Origin of the sequence: Streptomyces ferrugineus, from assembly GCF_015160855.1 — a bacterium.
Taxonomy (GTDB): domain Bacteria; phylum Actinomycetota; class Actinomycetes; order Streptomycetales; family Streptomycetaceae; genus Streptomyces; species Streptomyces ferrugineus.
Genome location: NZ_CP063373.1, coordinates 2,326,825 through 2,347,804 on the forward strand (window position 1 = coordinate 2,326,825; position 20,980 = coordinate 2,347,804).

Sequence of the window (20,980 nt, forward strand, 5' to 3'; positions counted from 1 at the left end):
GCCATCTCACAGATTTCTCACACACGTGCTGTGAGACAGGGCCCATGCTGCCTCTGACCTGCAACGCAGCGCACACGCGGGCATCTCACGCGCACGGTGCACTCGGCATAAGCCAGGCGCCGCCCTACGCGGCGACGCCCGTGCCCGGTCGGCAATCAGCCATCGGCCGTCAGCCGACGCGGCCCGCCCCGGCCCGTTACCGCGGCTGTGTCGCGATCTGGATCAGATTGCCGCAGGTGTCGTCGAAGACGAAATGTAGCCAGACCGCGCCTCCGTGGACATGAGAGCGCCGCGACGCCTCGGAACCACGGCACTCACTGCGTCGAGTTCATTGCGCCCGCCGCTCGCCCCTCCCCGGAGTCCGGGTATGCCTCCCAATGTTCTGCGAGCGCCGGCCACCACTCCGGGTGTTCATTCACGACTTCGACCAGCGAGGGGCACGTGCCACGCATCACCAGCGCGAAGTTCTTCCAGCCCCCGTAACCCCGCATCTCGGGGTTGAGTATGGAGATCATGAGGCCATACGTCAGCACGTCAGCGAGCATGCGAGAGAGAGCGAGAACACGGACACGCTGATTCTCGTCCGACGGGAGATCGGCATTCTCGTAGAAGTGGGCATGCAGCCAGGGTTCTGCGGCGATGTAGCTCTCGAAGTGCTGGATCCGCTCAATTCCGTTGTAGATGGCAGCCGCACCCGCGATGCCGTTGTTGATGGCGGTTTGGCGAGTAAGTTCCCGTGTCTGCCAGGCCGCGACGAGCAGTGACACCACCACACCGGCGGATGCGATCAGTCCGAATAAGCTGGCCACTCAAGCCCTCCCAGGCGCAAAGTACCGGTGCCCTACCCCTGGCTGGTGATCCATTAACGGTCGGCTCAGCGGCCAGCCCAAGGGCGCGAGACGCGGAGAGGCCGACGGTCCGCGACCGTCGGCCTCTTTCGTCGAATGAGCGGGAGGTCCGCTCCTGGCTACGCCTACAGCACCGGCAGATTCTTCCGCAGCTCGAACGCCGTCACCTCGGAGCGGTACTCCTCCCACTCCTGCTTCTTGTTGCGCAGGAAGTGACGTTGGCCCGGCGCCACCTCACGTGCTCGACGTCGACGCAGCGCTGACCTGCGGTCGGACGGTCGTCATTGGTGGTTGTTGGTCGCTGTGGGCCACTCTTCGACGGCCCACAGACGGCCCGAATGAACCGATCTTGCAGAATCACTCCCCTGCACGCCTTGACCTCGCTACCTTGAATCAAGGCAGACGCCTCCTGGGGGTGGCATGAACTTTCTCAGCAAGTTTGCGAAAATCTTACGCAAGGACACAGCAGAACGGGTTGATCACGAGGCCTCAGCGATCGCAGCAATGCTAGAGAAGATGGCCGCACTAAATGCGTCCGCGGAGGGGCGTCTCGGCTACGGCGCTCTCACATCGACCGAAAGACGGCCGGAAGTCTCGGCAGCTTCGAATCTCGCCGATTACATCTTCAGTTCCCGTTCAATACCCGACCATCGTGACCTGCTGATCTACCTCATTGATCATGATGTCATCCAGAGATACTTGCCGAATGCATCACTCGTGGATCCTGATCCAGCAAAGATCGCGATGACTGTCTTAAACGAAATCGCCGTGATCGTCGCAGACGACCTTCCCTCCTATGAAGCGGTGGACAAAGCCCGCGCAAGGGCGCGCGCATCCCTCGCGGATTATCCACCCCGTGAGCCGGGAAGTCTCAGCCACGATCCGCTCGTGATTGCTGCACTGAGGGATTCAGTCATTCGAAATCAGCGCCGGTCGCAGGCGGATCCTGATTTCGATGTGCGACATCTGGACGCCGAAGAGATTCGGACTGCCGCAGCAAAAGCGGAAGAGACCATCGAGCATACTCTGGCCAGGCTCTTCCTCCGCCTTGGGCCACCACCAGAATCCACGGGACTCAATTTCAGCCCAGTAGAAAGCGGCGGCGGAGGCGCAAGGCAGTGACCATCGAGAACAGCAGCGCGGTCCCTGCACCGCGCGACAATGACCCCTTAGTCTCGGCTGGCCTTGAGATCGCTATGAAGTGGGGACAGGCTCTAGGGAGCCCGGAACAGCTCAAGATTGCCCTAGAGGCGTTGGAGCCCCAGTTGCAGCGTGAGCACCAGATACGCATGAAACAGCTCGATATGCAGGCGGTGAAGGCAGAACACGAGGCCCGCGACAAACGCGATAAGCGCCAACATCGGTTCAAAACAGTAAGCCTCATCGTTGGCGCAGTCCTCAGCGTGGCGATGCTCGGCGCAGGCGTCTATGTCGCCAAGGATGCCTGGTGGCTGGCCACACTTCTGTGCGGTCCCAGCCTGATCGGCATGGCGCTGGTCATTATTCTTCGTCGCCACGACTCGGCCGCCATTAAGGCGGTTGCGGACGCAGCACGAAGGTCTACAAGCGCCGCTGGACAGACCCTGACACCACCCCTGTCCTAAGTCGCCCTAATTCGCCACAAGACAGAGAAGAGCAGAAGGTGCCAGAGCTCCAGGATGTCCGAACAAGAGATATCGGCAATCCTGGAGCTACTCTGCTGTTCGCCTTGCGAGTCAAGAGTTTCCAACTCTAGCTCTCATGGCATCCGAGAGTACCGATGTAGTAAAGACCATCCTCGTGATCACGACCTTCGTCATCAAGGAAATTGACACTGTAGGCGTTATCAGCGACATAGATGTGGACCTTCTTGTCGTCCGTCACAAACAAGATGTCGCCACAAGAATTCTGGGTGATGGTGTTATAGCCAGCATAGTAGTGGAGGTACTCCGAGGGTGCTTCACCTATCACCACCAGCCCTGGATCCATAAGTTCCAGCCACGCCCGCGGCACCTTGCCCGACGTGCGACCGTGATGCGGCGCGAACAGGACATCCACTTTCGGAATGTCCACCTTGTTTTCAATCTTCTCCATGAAGTCCGTTTCGAGATCACCCATCCACAGCACAGCACGCTCAGCCCGGCCGATCCTCGCTCTTCGCTGCTCTCATTCATCCAGCGGCGCGTGCAGCCTTTGTAAAGATAGAAGGCCTTCTTGGTGTCGTCGCGCAAAGAGCAGTAGTGCTTGAAGTCCACAGTCGGGGCCGTCTTGGTCGCAGCGTTTTTCACGCAGTAGAAATTATGGATACCGACATGTTCATCCAATTCAACCAGGCCACCGATGTGATCCTGGTCAGGATGTGTGGAAATAAAGCGTGTAATACCCTTGTCTTGCGATTGCGTGGAGATCTCTGCCAGGATGCTGCCGATCCGGTCCGGCGGGAGCGAGCAATCAATAATGGTGAAATTGTCGCTGCCGTGGCAGATATAATACATATCGCCGTTGCCGATAGCGAAAGATTTTACGTGGGGCATCTTCTAGGAACCCTCCTGCGTTGCATCTGTGGCACTTGACGATTCGATCCGACTGACCTGAATGACCGCATGCAACAGCTGGCGGGCATAGCGGAACCCTGCGTCCTTCGCTCGTTCCTCGGACGGCACGAGGCACCAGCCGATCAAAAATGCGACATTGATCAGGGCGCCGCTAATTGCAGCCCCTGTTGATACAAGAAAAGAGGTGTACCTCGCCAAGAGACAGGCCAACCCGATGGCTACTAAGCAAGCTAGGGCCACAAAGCGACCGATCCAGCGGAATCCCCACATGTTGCGCTCAAAGCCATATGCCGCGTTCTCAGCAGCTACCATCGGAAAGCGAGGGTCTTGGCCGAGGTGACGCACCTGATCGGTGGCAGCTTCGATGACTTGATCAGCGGCCACTGGATTTGCCGCTTCCCGCCGCTTACTCAGCAACTGGACGTCCGTAACCCCTTCGACCGCCTGTCGCCAGATGTCTCGCTGCCCTGGGTTACTACTCTCATCGCGGGTGCGCAGCAGTTGCGTCGTAGGCCGGCCGCCCCACCGCTCGTACATCCGGTCCTGGGCTCGCCGCCCTGAGTTACCTACCAGGACCGACAGCACATACCCACCGACCGTAGCCGAGAGCACCCCAAGCGCTACGGGGATAGCTGGGTAAGTCTTCAGTCCCAGCGCGACGACAGTGATGGTAACAGGCGCAATCCCCAACAGGCCTGGGGTAAGGCGGGCCTTCCGTTCATATGCACTCAAAGCCACAGTGGACTTGATACCAGTAAAAAGTCATAGCTGTCAGCGAGATTGCAAATCTCGGAGTACTTCGCAGAATCATCTGCCGCCCTCGATGAGACGTGCCTCCGGTGTCCGCCCAACCGCATGCGCCAGCCAAAGCCACGCCCAAGCCGCTGCCGCTCCCCACGCGAGGCCAGCGGTCGAGGTTGGCGCTGCGACGGCCCAGAGACGGCCCAGGGTCCATAAAACGAGAAAGGGTCGACGGTGCATGACCGTCGACCCCATGCGCCGGATCTACGGGAGACCCGCCCTGACCTGCGCTTACAGCACCGGCAGATTCTTCCGCAGCTCGAACGCCGTCACCTCGGAGCGGTACTCCTCCCACTCCTGCTTCTTGTTGCGCAGGAAGAAGTCGAAGACATGCTCCCCCAGCGTCTCGGCGACGAGGTCGCTGCGCTGCATCAGGGCCAGTCCCTCGCCGAGGTTCTGCGGGAGGGGCTCGATGCCCATCGCGCGGCGTTCGGCGTCGGAGAGGGCCCAGACGTCGTCCTCGGCGCCGGGGGGCAGTTCGTAGCCCTCCTCGATGCCCTTGAGGCCGGCGGCCAGGAGGACGGCGTAGGCGAGGTACGGGTTCGCGCCCGAGTCCAGTGACCGGACCTCCACCCGTGCCGAGCCCGTCTTGCCGGGCTTGTACATCGGCACCCGGACCAGGGCCGAGCGGTTGTTGTGGCCCCAGCAGATGTACGACGGGGCCTCGCCGCCGGCGCCGGCGGTGCGCTCGGCGCCGCCCCAGATGCGCTTGTAGGAGTTCACCCACTGGTTGGTGACCGCGGAGATCTCCGCCGCGTGCCGCAGCAGGCCGGCGATGAAGGAGCGGCCGACCTTGGAGAGCTGGTACTCGGAGCCGGACTCGTAGAACGCGTTGCGGTCGCCCTCGAAGAGGGACAGGTGGGTGTGCATGCCGGAACCCGGGTGCTCGGAGAACGGCTTCGGCATGAACGTCGCGTGGACGCCCTGCTCCAGCGCCACCTGCTTCATGACCAGGCGGAACGTCATGATGTTGTCCGCCGTGGACAGCGCGTCGGCGTAGCGGAGGTCGATCTCCTGCTGGCCGGGCGCGCCCTCGTGGTGGGAGAACTCCACCGAGATGCCCATCGACTCCAGCATGGTGATCGCCTGGCGGCGGAAGTCCATGCCGACGTTGGTCGGGGTGTGGTCGAAGTAGCCCGAGTTGTCCGCGGGCATCGGCCGTGAGCCGTCCAGCGGCCGGTCCTTCAGCAGGAAGAACTCGATCTCGGGGTGGGTGTAGAAGGTGAAGCCGAGGTCGGAGGCGCGGGCCAGGGCGCGCTTGAGGACGTAGCGCGGGTCGGCGAAGGACGGGGAGCCGTCCGGCATGAGGATGTCGCAGAACATCCGGGCCGTGCCGGGCGCCTCGGCGCGCCAGGGCAGGATCTGGAAGGTCGACGGGTCCGGCTTGGCGATCATGTCGGACTCGTAGACCCGGGCGAAGCCCTCGATGGCCGAGCCGTCGAAGCCGATGCCCTCGTCGAAGGCCTGCTCCAGCTCGGCGGGGGCCACGGCCACGGACTTGAGGAAGCCCAGCACGTCCGTGAACCACAGGCGTACGAACCGGATGTCGCGCTCCTCCAACGTCCGGAGCACGAACTCCTGCTGCTTGTCCATCTTGCGCTTCCCCATCCTTGCTGGTCAGGCCGCCTGTCTCCGGTACCGCGGAAGGCGGTCGGGCACACCTGAGCATCACACAGCCGCGTTTCGCGCGCGTTGCCGACCTTGATCGCCCGGGCGACCCGGCCCTGAACGCCGCACCCGCGGCGAGCATGCTGCTCCTGAGCCCATCTTGCCTGCTCGGATCGACATCCGTAATGCCCGGCCCCTCGGGACCCACCCCGCATTAATTGGAATCTCAGATGCAAGTTTTAATGGGGTGGCAGGCGGCCGCTGACACGCCGCCGATCGAGCCTGAGGAGACCCGATGCTGTCCGAGCAGTCCGCCGCCACCGTGCGCGCCACCCTCCCCGTCGTCGGCGGGGCCATCGGCGAGATCACCGAGCGCTTCTACGCCGGGATGTTCGCCGCCCGCCCCGAGCTGCTGCGCGACCTGTTCAACCGCGGCAACCAGGCGGCCGGCACCCAGCGGCAGGCCCTGGCGGGATCGATCGCGGCGTTCGCGACGCACCTGGTGGACCACCCCGACGAGCGGCCCGACGCGATGCTCGGCCGCATCGCCCACAAGCACGCCTCCCTGGCCATCGCGCCGGAGCAGTACGGGATCGTCCACGAGCACCTGTTCGCCGCCATCGTCGAGGTGCTCGGCGAGGCCGTCACCCCCGAGGTCGCGGCCGCCTGGGACGAGGTCTACTGGCTGATGGCGAACGCCCTGATCGCCATCGAGAAGCGGCTGTACGAGGAGCGCGGCGGGGGCGGATGGCGGGAGTGGGAGGTCGTCGGGCGCGTCGAGGAGACCGCCGACGTCGCCACGTTCCGGCTGCGCCCGGCCGACGGCCGCCCGGCGCCGGACTTCCGGGCCGGGCAGTACGTCTCGGTGCAGGTCGAGCTGGCGGACGGGGCCCGGCAGATACGCCAGTACAGCCTCTCCGCCGCGCCCGGCTCACCCCTGCGCCAGTTCAGCGTGAAGCGGGTGCACGGCGGGGCCACGCCCGACGGCGAGGTCTCCCAGCACCTGCACACGCGCGTGCGGGTCGGCGACCGGCTGCGCCTGTCCGCGCCGTACGGCGATCTCGTGCTCGGCGACACGGACGCCGCCGCACCGCTGCTCCTCGCCTCCGCCGGCATCGGCGTGACCCCGATGATCGCCATGCTGGGTCAGCTCGCGGACCTCGGACACGAGGGCCCGGTGCGCGTCGTGCACGGCGACCGCTCGCCCGCCGGGCACGCCCTGCGCGCCGACCACGAGGCGTACGCGGAGAAGCTGGCGGACGCGTCGGTCCACTTCTTCTACGAGACGGACGCCGACCCCGCCCAGCGGTCCCACCGCACCGGCCTGGTCGACCTCGCCGACATCGACGTACCGCAGGGCACGCGCGCGTACCTGTGCGGTCCGCTGCCGTTCATGCGGGCGGTGCGGACCCAGCTGATCGGCAAGGGCGTGGCACCGGCCGACATCCACTACGAGGTGTTCGGGCCGGACCTGTGGCTGGCGCAGGAGGGCTGAGGCCGGGCACAGCACCGGCGTCGGCCCGAGCTGGGCGAGCGCGCCGCCGATCACCTCGGCGAACGCCGGGAAGAGGGGGTTCTGCGGCTCGGGGAGCACGAGGCCGACGAGCCGGGCGCGTTCGCCGTGCGGGCAACGTCGTACCGGCGCTGGTCTCAGGGGGCGCGGCCGATCTCCAGCAGCAGTGGCCCGGTCGGGTCGGCGGTCACGTCGGCCACCGTCAGGGGGTCCAGCGAGGCGTAGAAGGCCTCCTGGGCCCGCCGCAGGGCGCCGCGCAGCCGGCATGCGGAGTTGAGCGGGCAGGGGTTGTCGCCCTCGCACTCGACGACGTCGCCGTCCCCCTCGAAGGCCCGCACGATCGCACCGACCGAGGCGGTGCGCCCCTTGCCGCTGAGCGAGAGCCCGCCGCCGCGGCCCCGGCGGGCGTCGACCAGCCCCATGTGCTGGAGCTCGGCGACCACCTTGGCGGCGTGCGTGTACGGCACCTCCATGTCCGCGGCGACCTCGCGGGTCGTCGGTGTGGCGTCCTCCAGGACGGCGAGCCGCATGAGGAGGCGCAGTGCCAGGTCGGTGGAGCGCAACAGCCGCATGCCGGGTAGCGTAGATAATGCGCATTCGCGGTTCAAAATATCGGCCGCCCTACTGAAGGTCACACCTTCCCCATTACGATCAGCGGACCCGACCGTCCCTTTCCCCAGAAGGACAACGCCTCATGGGCTCCGCCAAGAACAAGAGCAACGCTTCACGCAAAGCGCGAATAGCAGAGATGCGGCGTGCCGAGCAAGCTCGTGAGCGCCGCAACCGCATCCTCACGATCGTGACCAGCGCGGTGGTCGTCACCGGTCTCGTCGTCGGCGGTGTCGTGCTCATCCGGTCGCAGTCCGACGACAGCGACCCGGCGGCCGACACGAAGACCAGCGGCAAGCTCGTGGCCGGCAAGGACGGCGTGCGGACCTGGCAGGGGGAGCTCGGGCGCACCCACGTCGCCAAGAGCGTGAAGTACCCCACGGAGCCCCCGGTCGGCGGCGACCACAACCAGGTGTGGATGAACTGCAACGGCGACGTCTACACCAAGGAGCTCAAGAACGAGCACGCCGTGCACTCGCTGGAGCACGGTGCGGTCTGGGTGACGTACACCTCCAAGGCGCCCAAGGCCGATGTCGAGGCGCTGGCGGCGAAGGTGAAGCAGACGCCGTACACGCTGATGAGCCCGGACGAGAAGCAGAAGGACCCGATCATGCTGACCGCGTGGGGGCACCAGCGCAGTGTGACGAGCGCGGACGACCCGAACGTCGCCAAGTTCCTCGAGACGTACGTCCAGGGTGAGCAGACACCCGAGCCGGGCGCGGCGTGCACGGGTGGTCTGTCGGAGTGAAGAAGCACGTCGGCTGGATAGCGGGGACCGCGGCGGCCGTGCTGGTCGCGGTCGGAGCACTCACCTACGCCGTCGCCGAGGACGGCGGTTCGAGCGATACGCCGAGCGGCGACTCGGCGGACGCCGGGTTCGCCCGGGACATGGCGGTGCACCATCAGCAGGCCGTGGAGATGTCGTACATCGTGCGCGACCGCACGGACGACAAGGAGGTGCGGCTGCTGGCGTACGACATCGCGCAGACGCAGGCCAACCAGCGCGGCATGATGCTGGGCTGGCTGGATCTGTGGGGGCTGCCGAAGGTGTCGTCGCAGGCGCCGATGGCCTGGATGGGCATGGGCGACATGCCCTCCGCCGGGGAGGGTTCGCTGATGCCGGGCATGGCGACCAACGCGGAGATGAAGAAGCTTCAGGGCCTCAGCGGCAAGCAGGCGGAGGTCCTCTTCCTCCAGTTGATGACGGCCCATCACAAGGGCGGCATCCACATGGCCGAGGGCTGTGTCGACAAGTGCTCGGTCGATGTGGAGAAGCGGCTCGCCCAGGGCATGGTCGACGCGCAGCAGTCGGAGATCGACCTGATGGCGGACCTGCTGGAGAAGCGGGGCGCGAAGCCGCGGTCGTAGTGCGTGCGGCCTGCGAAATGGCGTTGTCATTAGGTTAGTTGGGACCTTCTTGGCCCGGGCATTCCCCTGGCGTGAACGGTTCGTCGCTTAAGTGGCCACCGTCGGGTGATCCACTCGCACACGAATCGCACAGGGGGTTCCATGAGATCTCGACGTGCCGCGCTGCGCACCTCCGTGAGTCTGGCGGCGACGCTGCCCCTCCTCACCGGCGCGCTGGCGCTCGGCATACCCGCGGCGCACGCCGCGGACAACCCGGGGCGTGACCGGCTCGCCGGGACCAAGCCCGCGTGGGCCACGGCCAGGACGGACGAGGGCGCCACCTCCGACGGCGCCCGGGTGTCCGCACGCGTCTACCTCCGGGGCCGGGACCCGGCCGGGCTCGCCGCGTACGCGAAGGCCGTGTCCGACCCGGCGTCGGCGTCGTACGGCAGGTACCTGAGCGCGAGCCGGGCGCAGGCCCGCTTCGGGGCGACGAAGGACCAAGTCGTCGCGGTCAAGGGGTGGTTGACCTCCGCCGGTCTGAAGGTCACGGGTGTCACCCAGCACTATGTCGCCGTGACCGGCGATGTGGCCGCCGCGGAGAAGGCGTTCGGCACCGAACTGCACAACTACACCAAGGGCGCGAGGACTTACCGCGCGCCCGTGACCACCGCCTCGGTGCCGAAGGCGCTGAAGGACGCCGTCCTGACCGTCACCGGCCTCGACAGCGCCCCGCACCTGGCGCGCCACCAGGACCGGCTGCCGCCGCCGGAGACGGTGTTCCGCAACTCGGGGCCCTTCTCGACGTATCACGGCTCGAACGTGGCGAAGGCGCTGCCGGACGCGTACGGCACGAAGATCCCGTACGCCGTGAAGGGCTACACCGGCAAGCAGCTGCGCGCCGCGTACGGCGCCGGCAACCGCACCGGCAAGGGGGTGCGCATCGCCATCACCGACGCGTACGCCTCCCCGACCATCGCCTACGACGCGGCGACCTACGCCGGACGCAACGGCGACGCGGCCTGGCGCGCGGGTCAGCTGCACCAGGTCCTGCCCGCCGAGTACACGCACACCAAGGAGTGTTCGGCGGCGGGCTGGTACGGCGAGCAGACCCTGGACGTCGAGGCCGCGCACGCGGTGGCGCCCGGCGCGCAGATCACGTACGTGGGCGCCGCCTCCTGCGCCGACGAGGACCTCCTGGACTCGCTCAGCAAGATCGTCGACCGCCATCTGGCCGACATCGTCTCCAACTCCTGGGGCGAGACCGAGGCCGCCCAGACGCCCGACCTCGCGGCCGCCTACGACCAGGTCTTCCAGTTCGGCGCGGTGGAGGGGATCGGCTTCTACTACTCCTCCGGCGACGACGGGGACGAGGTCGCGAGCTCCGGCACCAAGCAGGTCGACATCCCGGCGAGCTCGGCGTGGGTGACGGCGGTCGGCGGCACCTCGCTGGCGGTCGGCAAGGGCGACACGTACCTCTGGGAGACCGGCTGGGGCACCGAGAAGGCGGACCTGTCGGCCGACGGCGGGAGCTGGACCGGCTTCCCCGGCGCGTTCACCTCGGGCGCGGGCGGCGGCACCAGCAGGACCGTCGCCGAGCCGTCCTACCAGCAGGGCGTGGTCCCGGACGCGCTGGCCAAGGCGTACGACTCCGCCGGCAACCGCGTCGTCCCGGACATCGCGGCCATCGCCGACCCGAACACCGGGTTCCTGGTGGGCCAGACCCAGACCATGCCGGACGGCAGGACGCGGGCGTACGACGAGTACCGCCTCGGCGGCACCTCGCTGGCGGCGCCGGTCGTCGCAGGTGTCCAGGCGCTGGCCCAGGAGGCCCACGGCGGCAGGCCGCTCGGCTTCGCCAACCCGGCGATCTACGCCAGGTACGGCTCGACGGCGTACCACGACGTCACGGACGACCCGACGGCGTCCGGGCTCGCGGTGGCGCGCGTCGACTTCGTCAACGGGTACGACGCGACGGGCGGCCTGGAGACGTCCGTACGCAGCCTCGGCAGGGACAGCTCGCTGAGCGCCGTGCGGGGGTACGACGACGTGACCGGGGTCGGGACGCCCGCGGGCGGTTACGTGGAGTCGTATCGACGCCGCTGATCGCGCGGGCTCGTGGCATGCGGCACCGCACCCCGACTTGGTAGGCAAGTGGCCACTTGCCTATGCTGTCCGTGTGGCCGAAGACCTCTTCAAAGCCTTGGCCGACCCCACCCGCCGTACGATCCTCGACGAGCTCACCGAGCAGTCCGGACAGACACTGTTCGAGATCTGCTCGCGACTGAGCATGAAACATCAGCTCGCGATCTCCCGTCAGGGAGTCTCCCAGCACCTCGCCGTGCTGGAGGCCGCCGGGCTCGTCGAGACCAGGCGGGAGGGCCGCTACAAGTTCCACGACCTCAACACGGCCCCGCTCCGGCAGATCACCGAGCGCTGGCCCCTGCGCGACCTGACCGGGCCGAAGGAGAGCACCCCATGAAAATCCGTCTGACCAGCGTCTTCGTCGACGACCAGAGCAAGGCCCTGCGCTTCTACACCGAGATCCTCGGCTTCGTGACGAAGCACGACGTCCCGGTGGGGGAGAAGGACCGGTGGCTGACCGTCGTCTCGCCCGACGAGCCCGAGGGCACCGAGCTGCTGCTGGAGCCCGCGGGCCACCCGGCGGTCAAGACCTACCGCGACGCCCTCGTCATGGACGGCGTCCCACTCGCCCAGTTCGCCGTCGCCGACGTACGGGCGGAGTACGACCGTCTGCGCGGCCTCGGCGTCCACTTCACCCAGGAGCCCCTGGAGATGGGCCCTGTCACCACCGCCGTCTTCGACGACACCTGCGGCAATCTGATCCAGATCGCGACACAGCCGGAGTAACGGGCCGGGGCGGGCCGCGTCGGCTGGCGGCCGATGGCTGATGGCTGATTGCCGACCGGGCACGGTCGTCGCCGCGTAGGGTGCGGCGCCATGCCTACCTCCCCCGACCGGTCTCTCTGGGCTGACCGGCAGTTCCTTCTTCTCGCTTCGGCTCGGACCATCTCGGTGCTGGGTAATGGCTTCGCCCGCGTGGCACTGGGGTTCGCCGTCCTCGCCCTGCCCGGGGCGACTCCGGGGCGGCTGTCGCTGGTCCTGGCCTGCCAGGCCCTGCCCCAGCTGGTGTTCGTGCTGGCCGGCGGGGTGATCGCGGACCGGATGTCGCGCGCACGGCTGATGGTGGCCGCCGACGTCGTGGGCGCCGCCGCGTACGCGGGTCTGGCGGCCGTCGTGCTCAGCGGTCACGCGCCGTTGCTCCTCATGTGCGTGCTGGCCGTCGTCGCCGGTACCGCGACCGCGCTGTTCGCTCCCGCGATGGACGGTCTGGTGCCGCTGATCGTGCCGGCCGGGAGGCTTCAGCAGGCCAACGGCATGCTGCGGGTGGGCACGAACAGCAGCCTGCTGCTGGGGCTGGCGCTGTCGGGCGTCGCCGTCGCCTGGATCGGGGCCGGCTGGGCACTGGCCCTCAACGCCGCGTCGTTCGTCGTCAGCGCGGTCCTCATCGCCCGTCTGCGCGTTCCCGGACGTGCGGCCAAGGCGTCCTCGGGCTGGGACGACCTCAGAGAGGGGTGGCGGGAGTTCAGCTCCCGGCAGTGGCTGTGGGTGGTCGTCGCCCAGTACGCGATTGTCGTCGCGGCGCTCAACGCCAACGTCGGCGTCCTGGGTCCGCTGGTCGCCGAGGCGGAGCTGGGCGGCGCCCGGGCGTGGTCGGTCATCGTCGCCGCCCAGGCGCTGGGCACCATCGCCGGCGCGGGCCTGGCGGCTCGTGTGCGGGTGAACAGGCCGATCCTGGTAGGGGTTCTGGCCACTTTCCCGGCCGCGCTGCCGATCGCGCTGCTCGCCGTCTCCGCCCCGGTCTGGCTGGTCGCGGTGGCCATGTTCTGCTGGGGCATCGCCGCGGACGTCTTCGCCGTGCTCTGGTCCACGACCATCCAGCGCGAGGTTCCCGAAGCAGCCCTGTCCCGCGTCAGCTCCTACGACCTGTTCGGCTCCCTGGCCTTCGCCCCGCTCGGGCTGCTGGCGGCGGGCCCCGTCGCCGGCCTCGTCGGCACCCGGCAGGCGCTGGCGGGGTGCGCCGTCATGATCGTCGTGGCCACCTGTGCGGCGCTGTTGTCGCCGCAGGTCCGCCGACTCGGCCCGGCGGCGCTCGCGTCCCGCTCTGAGCGGCGTGGGGTTGCCGCTTCGGGTACGGCCGACGAGGGGCCGGCGTAGGGTCGGCCTCCTCGGCCCGCTCGGGCTGCTGGTGGCGGGCCCTGTCGCCGGCCTTGTCGGTGGTCGGCGGGCGTTGGCGGGGTGCGTCGTCATGATCGTCGTGGTCATCTGTGCGGCGCTGTTGTCGCCGCAGGTCCGCCGACTCGGCCCGGCGGCGCCCGCGCCCCGCTCTGAGCCGCGCGCGGCTGCCGCTTCGGCGACGGTCACGCCGTAACCGGTGACCAGGAGACCGACCGCCGGCACGGGCACCCTCAGGCCCTCGGAGATGAGCTCCAGGAGTCCGATCGGCAGGTTCTCCGCGGTGTTGAAGGTGAAGGCGGCCGGCATCAGGGCGCAGGGCACCGCCGCCCGGCGGGGGCTCATGAGTGCGCCTCGCTCGTTTTGTTTTCAACTGACCGATTTATATTGACTTGTAGGCATTCTGCGAGAAGCGTGGAGGACAAGACGCGACAGTCCCACCACGCTCTGCCGCATAGTTGAAGCAGGACCGGAGGCTGAGCGGAATGACAGCCAGGACCACCACGAAGCGGCTGGCAGCGGCCGTCGGAGCCGGTGCGGCCGTGGTCGCGCTGAGCCTCGGCAGTGCAGGCGTCGCCGATGCCAAGATCACCCCGCAGTGTTCCAACAGCGGTGGGCAGCAGCCCGCCGGTCAGCAGGACAAGTGCAACGGCAACGGGCTGCAGACCGAGAACGTGAACCCGCAGGGCAAGCTCCCGCCGGGACACAACTGACCAGCCAAGGAAGACGGAGCCACCAGCAGGGGCGGCCGGCACAGCCGCCCCTTTTCGGGTGCTACGACTCGCGGCCCTTCGCCAGCTCCGCCAGCAGATGGTGCAGCGGCTCCGTCGCCCGGCGCCGGTACTCCTGGATCGACCAGCCGTTGCCGTCCGGGTCCGTGAAGTACATGAACGTGGCGCCGTCGTCGGGGGCGTACTGGACCGGCTCCGAGATCTCCAGGCCGCGTTCGAGCAGTTCCGCCCGGGCCGCCTTGATGTCCGCCACGCACAGCTGGAGGCCCTGGTAGGAGCCGGGCTCCGGCCTGGTCTCGCCCTTGGTCATGTCCCAGATGCTGTCGCCCAGGGCGATCGAGCAGCCCGAGCCCGGAGGCGTGAGCTGGACGATGCGCATGCCCGGCATGACCTCCTGGTCGATGTCGACGTGGAAGCCGACCTTGTCCCGGTAGAAGTCGCGGGCCCGGTCGATGTCGCTCACGGGCAGCGGGATCACTTCGAGGGTGAAGTCCATCGCTAGTCCTCCATGGTGAATCGCCAGCGGGTCTGGCTGAACGGCTCACCCTTACCGAAGCCGAAAACCGTCCGTGGCGCCACCGAAAACACGTAGGCGTGCCCCGCCCCGTGGTGGAAACGGCCGTTCGTCACCTCGAAGTGCCAGAAGGCGCCGTACTTCTCCTCCCACCCGGCGGCCAGCTCACGCAGCCGCGCATCGTCGGTGATCCGCACCGCCTCGCCCTCGACCACCAGGTCGTAGCCCTTGTCCCAGGTGTTCGTGCCGGTCGTCAGGACGACGTCCGGGTTCAGGGCGAGGTTCCTCGCCTTGCGTTCCTCCGGGCCCGTGCAGAAGTGCAGCGCGCCCCGTGACCACACCGCCGGCAGCGGGGTCACATGCGGCCGTCCGTCCGGCCGTACCGTCGAGATCCAGAACAGCTCGGCCTCGGCCAGCAGCCTCTCCGCCTCGGCCCAGGGCGTCGCGGTGGCCCTCTCGTCGCTGTAGCGGGTGTCCAGCCGGGTCTGTGGTTGCGGGTGCTTCTCGGTCATCGGGTGCTTCTCGGTCATCGGACGGCCCTCCAGAGGTGTCGGACGTAGCCCTCCAAGGGACAGACCGGCCGGGTCGCCGGAACTCATCGGCGCCACTCGCAGGTACTGCGGCTAGGCTCGATCGCGTACGACCTTGATCGGACGGGAGGGCGAGCATGACGGCGCCGGGTCGCAGGAGCAGTACCTTCACACGGCTGCTGCGGCACGGATTCACCGACCCGTCCGCCGCCGAGCGACTCCTGGACAGCGTCGAGGTCGCTCCGATCAGGAACGACCCGGTGCTCCTCGAGGCCCTCGGCGCCACCGCCGACCCGGACCTCGCCCTGCACGGCCTCGTCCGGCTCATCGAGGCGCAGCCCGCCCCCGCCGCCCGGCGTGAGCTGCTGGACACGGTGATAGCGGCCAAGCCCCTGCGGGACCGGCTGCTCGGTGTGCTCGGTGCCTCCGCCGCGCTCGCCGACCACCTCGCCCGGCACCCCGGCGACTGGCAGGCGCTGGTGATGTACGAGCCGCGGGACCTGCACCCGGAGGTGGAGGAGTTCGAGCAGGGCCTCGCCGAGGCCACCGACCCGGTGTCGCTGCGCGTCGCCTACCGGCGCTGTCTGCTGTCCATCGCCGCGCGCGACGTGTGCGGCACCACCGACGTGGCCCAGACCGCCGCCGAACTCGCCGACCTCGCCACCGCGACCCTGCGCGCCGCCCTCGCCATCGCCCGCGCCGCCGCGCCGGAGGACGCCGCGCAGTGCCGGCTCGCGGTGATCGCGATGGGCAAGTGCGGGGGCCACGAGCTCAATTACGTCTCCGACGTCGACGTCATCTTCGTCGGCGAGACCGCCGACGGCGCCGACGAGGGCAAGGCGCTGCGGGCGGCCACCAGGCTCGCCTCGCACATGATGCGGATCTGCTCCGAGACGACCGTCGAGGGGTCCATCTGGCCCGTGGACGCCAATCTGCGGCCGGAGGGCAGGAACGGTCCGCTGGTGCGTACGCTCAGCAGCCACCTCGCCTACTACCGGCGCTGGGCCAAGACCTGGGAGTTCCAGGCGCTGCTCAAGGCCCGCCCGGTGGCGGGGGACATCGAGCTGGGCGAGGAGTACGTCGCCGCGCTGGAGCCGCTGGTGTGGAAGGCCGCCGAGCGGGAGAACTTCGTCGCCGACGTGCAGAAGATGCGGCGGCGGGTCGTCGAGAACATCCCGGTGGCCGAGCTGGACCGGCAGTTGAAGCTGGGTCCTGGCGGGCTGCGGGACGTCGAATTCGCCGTACAGCTACTGCAGTTGGTGCACGGCCGGGACGATGCCTCGCTGCGCAGCGGTACGACCCTGGATGCCTTGCAGGCGCTCGCGGCGGGCGGGTACGTCGGGCGGGCCGACGCCGCCCAGCTCGACACCGCCTATCGCTTCCTGCGCTCCATGGAACACCGCATCCAGCTCTACCGGCTGCGGCGCACCCACCTGGTGCCCGAGGACGAGGCCGACCTGCGGCGCATCGGGCGCTCGCTCGGGCTGCGGGTGGACGCGGTCGCCGAGCTGACCCGCGAGTGGAAGCGGCACGCGAGCGTCGTACGGCGGCTGCACGAGAAGCTCTTCTACCGGCCGCTGCTCGACGCCGTGGCCCAACTCGCCCCCGGCGAGGCCAGATTGAGCGCGGGGGCGGCGCGGGAGCGGCTGATCGCGCTCGGATACGCCGATCCCGCCGCGGCGCTCCGGCATCTGGAGGCGCTGGCCTCCGGGGTGACACGCAAGGCGGCCATCCAACGCACGCTGTTGCCGGTGCTGTTGGGCTGGTTCGCGGACTCCGCCAATCCGGACGCGGGGCTGCTGAACTTCCGCAAGGTGTCGGACGCGCTCGGCAAGACCCCTTGGTATCTGCGGTTGTTGCGGGACGAGGGTGCCGCCGCCGAGAACCTCGCACGGGTGCTGTCGGCGGGACGGCTCGCTCCCGATCTGCTGATGCGGGCGCCGGAGGCGGTGGCGCTGCTCGGGGACGGGGACGGCGGCAGCGGCCTCGAGCCCCGCTCGCGGGCGCATCTGGAGCAGGAGATCCTCGCCGCGGTACGGCGTGCGGACGGTGCCCTCCAGGCGGTCACGGCCGCGCGTGGGGTGCGGCGCCGGGAGCTGTTCCGTACGGCCGCCGCGGACATCGTCGACTCCTACGGTACCGAGACGAAGCCGGCCGAGGCCGATCAGGGCGCGTTGGTGGACCGGGTCGGGGGCGCGGTCTCCGATCTGACCGCGGCGACGCTGGCGGGGACCTTGCGGGCGGTGGTCCGGCAAGGGTGGGGCGACACCCTGCCCACCCGGTTCGCGATCATCGGCATGGGGCGGTTCGGGGGACATGAGCTGGGATACGGCAGTGACGCCGACGTCCTGTTCGTGCACGAGCCGCGCGAGGGGGTCGACGAGCACGAGGCCGGTGTCGCCGCCAACCGGGTCGTCGAGGAGATGCGCCGGCTGCTGCAGATTCCGAGTGCCGATCCGCCGCTGCTGATCGACGCCGATCTGCGGCCGGAGGGCAAGTCGGGGCCGCTGGTCCGTACGCTGAATTCGTACGGGGCCTACTACCGGCGGTGGTCGCTGGTGTGGGAGTCGCAGGCGCTGCTGCGGGCCGAGCCGGTCGCGGGGGACGAGGATCTGGCCCGGCGGTTCGTCGACCTGATCGATCCGCTGCGCTATCCCGCCGAGGGGCTCGGTGACGACGCCGTGCGGGAGATCCGGCGGCTGAAGGCCCGGATGGAGACCGAGCGGCTGCCGCGGGGCGCCGATCCCAAGCTGCACACCAAGCTCGGGCCGGGCGGGCTGTCCGACATCGAGTGGACCGTGCAGCTGCTGCAGCTCCAGCACGGGTGGGCCGAGCCGGGGCTGCGGACGACCCGGACGCGTGAGGCCCTCGCCGCGGCCTGTGCGGCCGGGCTCATTCCGGGCGAGGAGGCGGCGATCCTGGACGAGGCGTGGGTGCTGGCCACCCGGGTGCGCAACGCCGTGATGCTGGTGCGGGGGCGGGCCGGGGACACGTTCCCGTCGGACGGGCGCGAGTTGGCGGCCGTGGGGCGCTACCTGGGGTACGAGCCCGGTCACGTGGGGGACATGCTCGACGCGTACCGGCGTACCGCGCGGCGGGCCCGGGGGGTTGTGGAGGAGTTGTTCTACGGGGGGTAAGGCGTGCCGGCTTGCGTGTGGGGGTGCCTGCGGCGGCCTGTGTCGCCTTGTGGGGATGCGCGTAGCGCCTACGGTTCCGTGGGGGTGCGGGGCCGCGCCGGGGGGTGTCCGTCCTCGGTCGGGCGGCTCGATGGCTCAAAGGGGCGCCCTGCGTTGACGCCCGCCGCTGCGGGCGGACACCCCGCGGCACGGCCCCTTCCCGCCGTGGGCGGCCTGGGCACCATCCGTGGCAGTGAGTACGGCAGCGCTCCGTACCATACGCGCGCCACCGTGTAGCCGAACGCCAGGCAGATCAGTCCGCCCACCGCGTCCAGCCAGAAGTGGTTGGCCGTTGCCACGATCACCAGGAGCGTGGCCGTCGGGTAGAGCAGGCCCAGGACGCGGACCCAGGGGATCCTCGCCAGGGCGAAGATCGTCAGGCCGGACCAGACCGACCAGCCGATGTGCATCGACGGCATCGCGGCGTACTGGTTCGACATGTTCTTCAGATCGCCGGACGCCATCGAACCCCAGGTGTCGTGGGCCAGGACCGTGTCGATGAAACCGGTCCTGGTCATCAACCGTGGGGGAGCGAGCGGGTACAGGTAGTAGCCGACCAGGGCCACACCCGTGGTCGCGAAGAGGACCAGGCGGGTCGCCGCGTAGCGGCCGGGGTGACTGCGGTAGAGCCAGACCAGGACACCCAGCGTGACGATGAAGTGCAGGGTCGCGTAGTAGTAGTTCATGCCGACGATGAGCCAAGTCACGCCGTTCACGGCGTGGTTGATCGACTCCTCGACGGCGATGCCGAGGTCGTGCTCCAGCTTCCAGAGCCAGTCGGCGTTGCGCAGGGCCTCCGCCCGCTGCTCCGGTACCGCGTTGCGGATGAGTGAGTACGTCCAGTAACTCACCGCGATCAGCAGGATCTCGAACCAGAGCCGGGGGTGGCGTGGGGCGCGCAGACGGCGCAGGTGTCCCCGCCCCGTCTCGTCCGCGACGGGTTGCGGAACGGCCGCTTCCCGGCCTTCCAGTGTCGTCACGGTCGCTTCACCCATAGGCACAGAGTCTGCCAGAAAAGCCTTCCCCCACCGATCATCCTCCGGTCGGGTTCCGGACGCACGTTCTACGGCGGTCGTACGCCTCCCACTCGTTCCAACGCAGGGGCGCGGTGTGCTTATTCTCCGCCTTGGGGACGAGTCAGGGACGAATCCTGTCACCGGGGGCCGAAGCCGTCGAACCGCGCACCACCAGCTCCGGCATGAACACGAACTCACTGTGCGGAGCGGGAGTCCCGCCGATCTCCTCGAGGAGCGTGCGTACCGCGGCCTGGCCCATCGCCGGGACCGGCTTGCGGACGGTGGTGAGGGGCGGGTCGGTGAAGGCGATCAGGGGGGAGTCGTCGAAGCCCACGACCGAGATGTCGCGGGGGACCCGCAGGTCGTGCTGGCGGGCCGCTCGTATCGCGCCCAGCGCCATCATGTCGCTGGCGCAGACCACCGCGGTGCAGTCGCGGTCGATCAGGGCCGTCGCGGCCGCCTGGCCGCCCTCCAGGGTGTAGAGGGAGTGCTGGATCAGCTCGGTCTCGACGGTCTGCGCCGGCAGGTCGAGCTGGTCCTGCATCGCGCGGACGAAGCCCTCGATCTTGCGCTGGACCGGGACGAAGCGCTTGGGGCCCAGGGCGAGGCCGATGCGGGTGTGGCCCAGGGAGGCGAGGTGGGTGACCGCCAGGGTCATCGCCGCGCGGTCGTCGGGGGAGATGAAGGGCGCCTGGACCTTGGGGGAGAAGCCGTCCACCAGGACGAAGGGGACGCCCTGGGCGCGCAGTCGCTCGTAGCGCTGCATGTCGGCGGTGGTGTCGGCGTGCAGGCCGGAGACGTAGATGATGCCGGCCACTCCGCGGTCGACGAGCATCTCGGTGAGCTCGTCCTCGGTGGAGCCGCCGGGGGTCTGGGTGGCCAGCACGGGGGTGTAGCCCTGCCTGGTCAGCGCCTGTCCGATGACCTGGGCCAGGGCCGGGAATATCGGGTTCTCCAGCTCCGGGGTGATCAGGCCCACCAGGCCCTCGCTCCGTTGGCGCAGCCTCACCGGGCGCTCATAGCCGAGCACGTCGAGTGCGGCCAGCACGGACTGGCGAGTGGTGGCGGCGACGCCCGGCTTCCCGTTGAGGACGCGGCTGACGGTCGCTTCGCTCACCCCCGCCTGAGCAGCGATGTCGGCAAGCCGTGTGGTCACGGCACTGGACTGTACCGGCCGTATGTCGCCTTGCACACCAATCGGACGCCGTGGGCGACCTGTTGACCGGCCCGGGCCGGGCTGCTGCCTCATCGCGCTCCCTCGTGAAAGTGATGGCAAGAGCTTGCAGAGTCTTGCACAGACCGCTCGTGTGCCGCTCCACCGCCGAAAAGAAGCGTCTCACGGCGGTCGCCGAGAGGTCACGCCCGGATAACTTCGGAGACTTCTTGCACTTTTTTTCTGCAAGACCTTTCGTAAGGATTGCATCGCTGTTACGTTCACGTCGCCCGGCCGCCGCAACGGCGCAGTCGGCAAGACAGCAGGGGCAGGCAGACGGGGC

20 protein-coding genes and 4 pseudogenes are annotated in these 20,980 nt (G+C 68.6%); 11 read left to right on the top strand and 13 right to left on the bottom strand.

Annotated features, from left to right (window positions below; translation table 11 throughout):
* Nucleotides 1–314 precede the first annotated feature (314 nt).
* Both IM697_RS10595 and IM697_RS10600 read right to left on the bottom strand, forming a co-directional pair.
* On the bottom strand, nt 315–809 hold the full coding sequence (locus tag IM697_RS10595; RefSeq protein ID WP_194046903.1) for a hypothetical protein: 495 nt from the start codon (nt 807–809) through the stop codon (nt 315–317).
* Nucleotides 810–973: 164 nt separating this feature from the next.
* Nucleotides 974–1,060: pseudogene (locus IM697_RS10600) on the bottom strand (glutamine synthetase); the annotation flags it as partial.
* A gap of 208 nt (nt 1,061–1,268) precedes the next feature.
* Between IM697_RS10600 and IM697_RS10605 the strand changes: the two are divergent.
* Together IM697_RS10605 and IM697_RS10610 are read left to right on the top strand one after the other, a co-directional pair.
* A complete protein-coding gene (locus IM697_RS10605) occupies nt 1,269–1,970 on the top strand; it encodes a hypothetical protein (protein ID WP_194046907.1) in 702 nt (233 codons plus the stop codon).
* Complete coding sequence (locus IM697_RS10610) at nt 1,967–2,452, top strand: hypothetical protein (RefSeq protein ID WP_194046909.1); 486 nt, start codon at nt 1,967–1,969, stop codon at nt 2,450–2,452. The genes IM697_RS10605 and IM697_RS10610 overlap by 4 nt, the downstream gene beginning before the upstream one ends.
* Before the next feature lie 127 nt (nt 2,453–2,579).
* Here the strand turns inward: IM697_RS10610 and IM697_RS44560 are convergent, their stop codons facing one another.
* The 4 genes and pseudogenes from IM697_RS44560 to glnA all read right to left on the bottom strand — a co-directional run bounded on the left by IM697_RS44560 (nt 2,580) and on the right by glnA (nt 5,776).
* On the bottom strand, nt 2,580–2,945 hold the full coding sequence (locus IM697_RS44560) for a ComEC/Rec2 family competence protein (protein WP_228045183.1): 366 nt from the start codon (nt 2,943–2,945) through the stop codon (nt 2,580–2,582).
* 212 nt (nt 2,946–3,157) lie between these two features.
* Nucleotides 3,158–3,361, bottom strand: a pseudogene (locus IM697_RS45845) (MBL fold metallo-hydrolase); the annotation flags it as partial.
* 3 nt (nt 3,362–3,364) lie between these two features.
* Entirely contained in the window at nt 3,365–3,967 is a 603-nt protein-coding gene (locus IM697_RS10620) for a hypothetical protein (protein ID WP_194046911.1), read from the bottom strand.
* 447 nt (nt 3,968–4,414) lie between these two features.
* Nucleotides 4,415–5,776 (bottom strand): type I glutamate--ammonia ligase, encoded by a 1,362-nt coding sequence (gene glnA / locus IM697_RS10625; RefSeq protein ID WP_194046913.1) that lies wholly within the window; start codon nt 5,774–5,776, stop codon nt 4,415–4,417.
* A gap of 310 nt (nt 5,777–6,086) precedes the next feature.
* On the opposite strand from glnA, the gene IM697_RS10630 reads away from it, so the two are divergent.
* Nucleotides 6,087–7,286, top strand: coding sequence for a globin domain-containing protein (locus tag IM697_RS10630; protein ID WP_194046915.1), 1,200 nt, complete (start codon nt 6,087–6,089; stop codon nt 7,284–7,286).
* On the opposite strand, the pseudogene IM697_RS45850 reads toward IM697_RS10630, so the two are convergent.
* Together IM697_RS45850 and IM697_RS10635 are read right to left on the bottom strand one after the other, a co-directional pair.
* Nucleotides 7,179–7,442 (bottom strand): annotated as a pseudogene (locus IM697_RS45850) (hypothetical protein); the annotation flags it as partial. The gene IM697_RS10630 and the pseudogene IM697_RS45850 sit on opposite strands and share 108 nt — an antisense overlap.
* Complete coding sequence (locus IM697_RS10635) at nt 7,442–7,876, bottom strand: Rrf2 family transcriptional regulator (protein ID WP_194046917.1); 435 nt, start codon at nt 7,874–7,876, stop codon at nt 7,442–7,444. The pseudogene IM697_RS45850 and the gene IM697_RS10635, both read right to left, overlap by 1 nt.
* Nucleotides 7,877–7,998: 122 nt before the next feature.
* On the opposite strand from IM697_RS10635, the gene IM697_RS10640 reads away from it, so the two are divergent.
* From IM697_RS10640 to IM697_RS10665, 6 genes are all read left to right on the top strand, one after another.
* A complete protein-coding gene (locus IM697_RS10640; protein ID WP_194046919.1) occupies nt 7,999–8,661 on the top strand; it encodes a DUF3105 domain-containing protein in 663 nt (220 codons plus the stop codon).
* Nucleotides 8,658–9,281, top strand: a complete 624-nt coding sequence (locus tag IM697_RS10645) for a DUF305 domain-containing protein (protein ID WP_194046921.1) — start codon at nt 8,658–8,660, stop codon at nt 9,279–9,281. The genes IM697_RS10640 and IM697_RS10645 overlap by 4 nt, the downstream gene beginning before the upstream one ends.
* 141 nt (nt 9,282–9,422) lie before the next feature.
* Nucleotides 9,423–11,366 carry a S53 family peptidase gene (locus IM697_RS10650; RefSeq protein WP_194046923.1) on the top strand — a complete coding sequence of 648 codons (1,944 nt, stop codon included), beginning with the start codon at nt 9,423–9,425 and terminating at the stop codon, nt 11,364–11,366.
* A gap of 73 nt (nt 11,367–11,439) precedes the next feature.
* Nucleotides 11,440–11,742 (top strand): ArsR/SmtB family transcription factor, encoded by a 303-nt coding sequence (locus IM697_RS10655; protein ID WP_194046925.1) that lies wholly within the window; start codon nt 11,440–11,442, stop codon nt 11,740–11,742.
* A complete protein-coding gene (locus IM697_RS10660; protein ID WP_194046927.1) occupies nt 11,739–12,131 on the top strand; it encodes a VOC family protein in 393 nt (130 codons plus the stop codon). Before IM697_RS10655 ends, IM697_RS10660 begins: the two co-directional genes overlap by 4 nt.
* 189 nt (nt 12,132–12,320) lie before the next feature.
* Entirely contained in the window at nt 12,321–13,499 is a 1,179-nt protein-coding gene (locus IM697_RS10665) for an MFS transporter (protein ID WP_265582713.1), read from the top strand.
* Between the two features lie 186 nt (nt 13,500–13,685).
* On the opposite strand, the pseudogene IM697_RS44570 reads toward IM697_RS10665, so the two are convergent.
* A pseudogene (locus IM697_RS44570) lies at nt 13,686–13,862 on the bottom strand (MFS transporter); the annotation flags it as partial.
* Nucleotides 13,863–14,002: 140 nt separating this feature from the next.
* Here IM697_RS44570 and IM697_RS10670 point away from each other — a divergent pair.
* A complete protein-coding gene (locus IM697_RS10670) occupies nt 14,003–14,230 on the top strand; it encodes a hypothetical protein (RefSeq protein WP_194046932.1) in 228 nt (75 codons plus the stop codon).
* Nucleotides 14,231–14,291: 61 nt separating this feature from the next.
* Here the strand turns inward: IM697_RS10670 and IM697_RS10675 are convergent, their stop codons facing one another.
* Nucleotides 14,292–14,744 (bottom strand): VOC family protein, encoded by a 453-nt coding sequence (locus tag IM697_RS10675; protein ID WP_194046934.1) that lies wholly within the window; start codon nt 14,742–14,744, stop codon nt 14,292–14,294.
* A 2-nt stretch (nt 14,745–14,746) separates the two neighbouring features.
* Nucleotides 14,747–15,274, bottom strand: a complete 528-nt coding sequence (locus IM697_RS10680; protein WP_194049664.1) for a pyridoxamine 5'-phosphate oxidase family protein — start codon at nt 15,272–15,274, stop codon at nt 14,747–14,749.
* 155 nt (nt 15,275–15,429) lie between these two features.
* Here IM697_RS10680 and IM697_RS10685 point away from each other — a divergent pair, with 155 nt between their 5' ends.
* Complete coding sequence (locus tag IM697_RS10685) at nt 15,430–18,429, top strand: bifunctional [glutamine synthetase] adenylyltransferase/[glutamine synthetase]-adenylyl-L-tyrosine phosphorylase (protein ID WP_194046940.1); 3,000 nt, start codon at nt 15,430–15,432, stop codon at nt 18,427–18,429.
* Nucleotides 18,430–18,497: 68 nt separating this feature from the next.
* Here IM697_RS10685 and IM697_RS10690 read toward each other — a convergent pair whose 3' ends face one another.
* Nucleotides 18,498–19,463, bottom strand: a complete 966-nt coding sequence (locus IM697_RS10690) for a phosphatase PAP2 family protein (RefSeq protein WP_194046942.1) — start codon at nt 19,461–19,463, stop codon at nt 18,498–18,500.
* 142 nt (nt 19,464–19,605) lie between these two features.
* Entirely contained in the window at nt 19,606–20,640 is a 1,035-nt protein-coding gene (locus IM697_RS10695; RefSeq protein WP_265582714.1) for a LacI family DNA-binding transcriptional regulator, read from the bottom strand.
* Nucleotides 20,641–20,980 lie beyond the last annotated feature (340 nt).

Bases quoted from the DNA above. Each gene is read 5' to 3' on its own strand.
- IM697_RS10675 (WP_194046934.1), bottom strand. From the start codon at position 14,744: ATGGACTTCACCCTCGAAGTGATCCCGCTGCCCGTGAGCGACATCGAC.
- IM697_RS10680 (WP_194049664.1), bottom strand. From the start codon at position 15,274: ATGACCGAGAAGCACCCGCAACCACAGACCCGGCTGGACACCCGCTAC.
- IM697_RS10690 (WP_194046942.1), bottom strand. From the start codon at position 19,463: ATGGGTGAAGCGACCGTGACGACACTGGAAGGCCGGGAAGCGGCCGTT.
- IM697_RS10685 (WP_194046940.1), top strand. From the start codon at position 15,430: ATGACGGCGCCGGGTCGCAGGAGCAGTACCTTCACACGGCTGCTGCGG.
- IM697_RS10635 (WP_194046917.1), bottom strand. From the start codon at position 7,876: ATGCGGCTGTTGCGCTCCACCGACCTGGCACTGCGCCTCCTCATGCGG.
- IM697_RS10640 (WP_194046919.1), top strand. From the start codon at position 7,999: ATGGGCTCCGCCAAGAACAAGAGCAACGCTTCACGCAAAGCGCGAATA.
- IM697_RS44560 (WP_228045183.1), bottom strand. From the start codon at position 2,945: ATGGGTGATCTCGAAACGGACTTCATGGAGAAGATTGAAAACAAGGTG.
- IM697_RS10630 (WP_194046915.1), top strand. From the start codon at position 6,087: ATGCTGTCCGAGCAGTCCGCCGCCACCGTGCGCGCCACCCTCCCCGTC.
- glnA (WP_194046913.1), bottom strand. From the start codon at position 5,776: ATGGACAAGCAGCAGGAGTTCGTGCTCCGGACGTTGGAGGAGCGCGAC.
- IM697_RS10660 (WP_194046927.1), top strand. From the start codon at position 11,739: ATGAAAATCCGTCTGACCAGCGTCTTCGTCGACGACCAGAGCAAGGCC.
- IM697_RS10605 (WP_194046907.1), top strand. From the start codon at position 1,269: ATGAACTTTCTCAGCAAGTTTGCGAAAATCTTACGCAAGGACACAGCA.
- IM697_RS10670 (WP_194046932.1), top strand. From the start codon at position 14,003: ATGACAGCCAGGACCACCACGAAGCGGCTGGCAGCGGCCGTCGGAGCC.
- IM697_RS10650 (WP_194046923.1), top strand. From the start codon at position 9,423: ATGAGATCTCGACGTGCCGCGCTGCGCACCTCCGTGAGTCTGGCGGCG.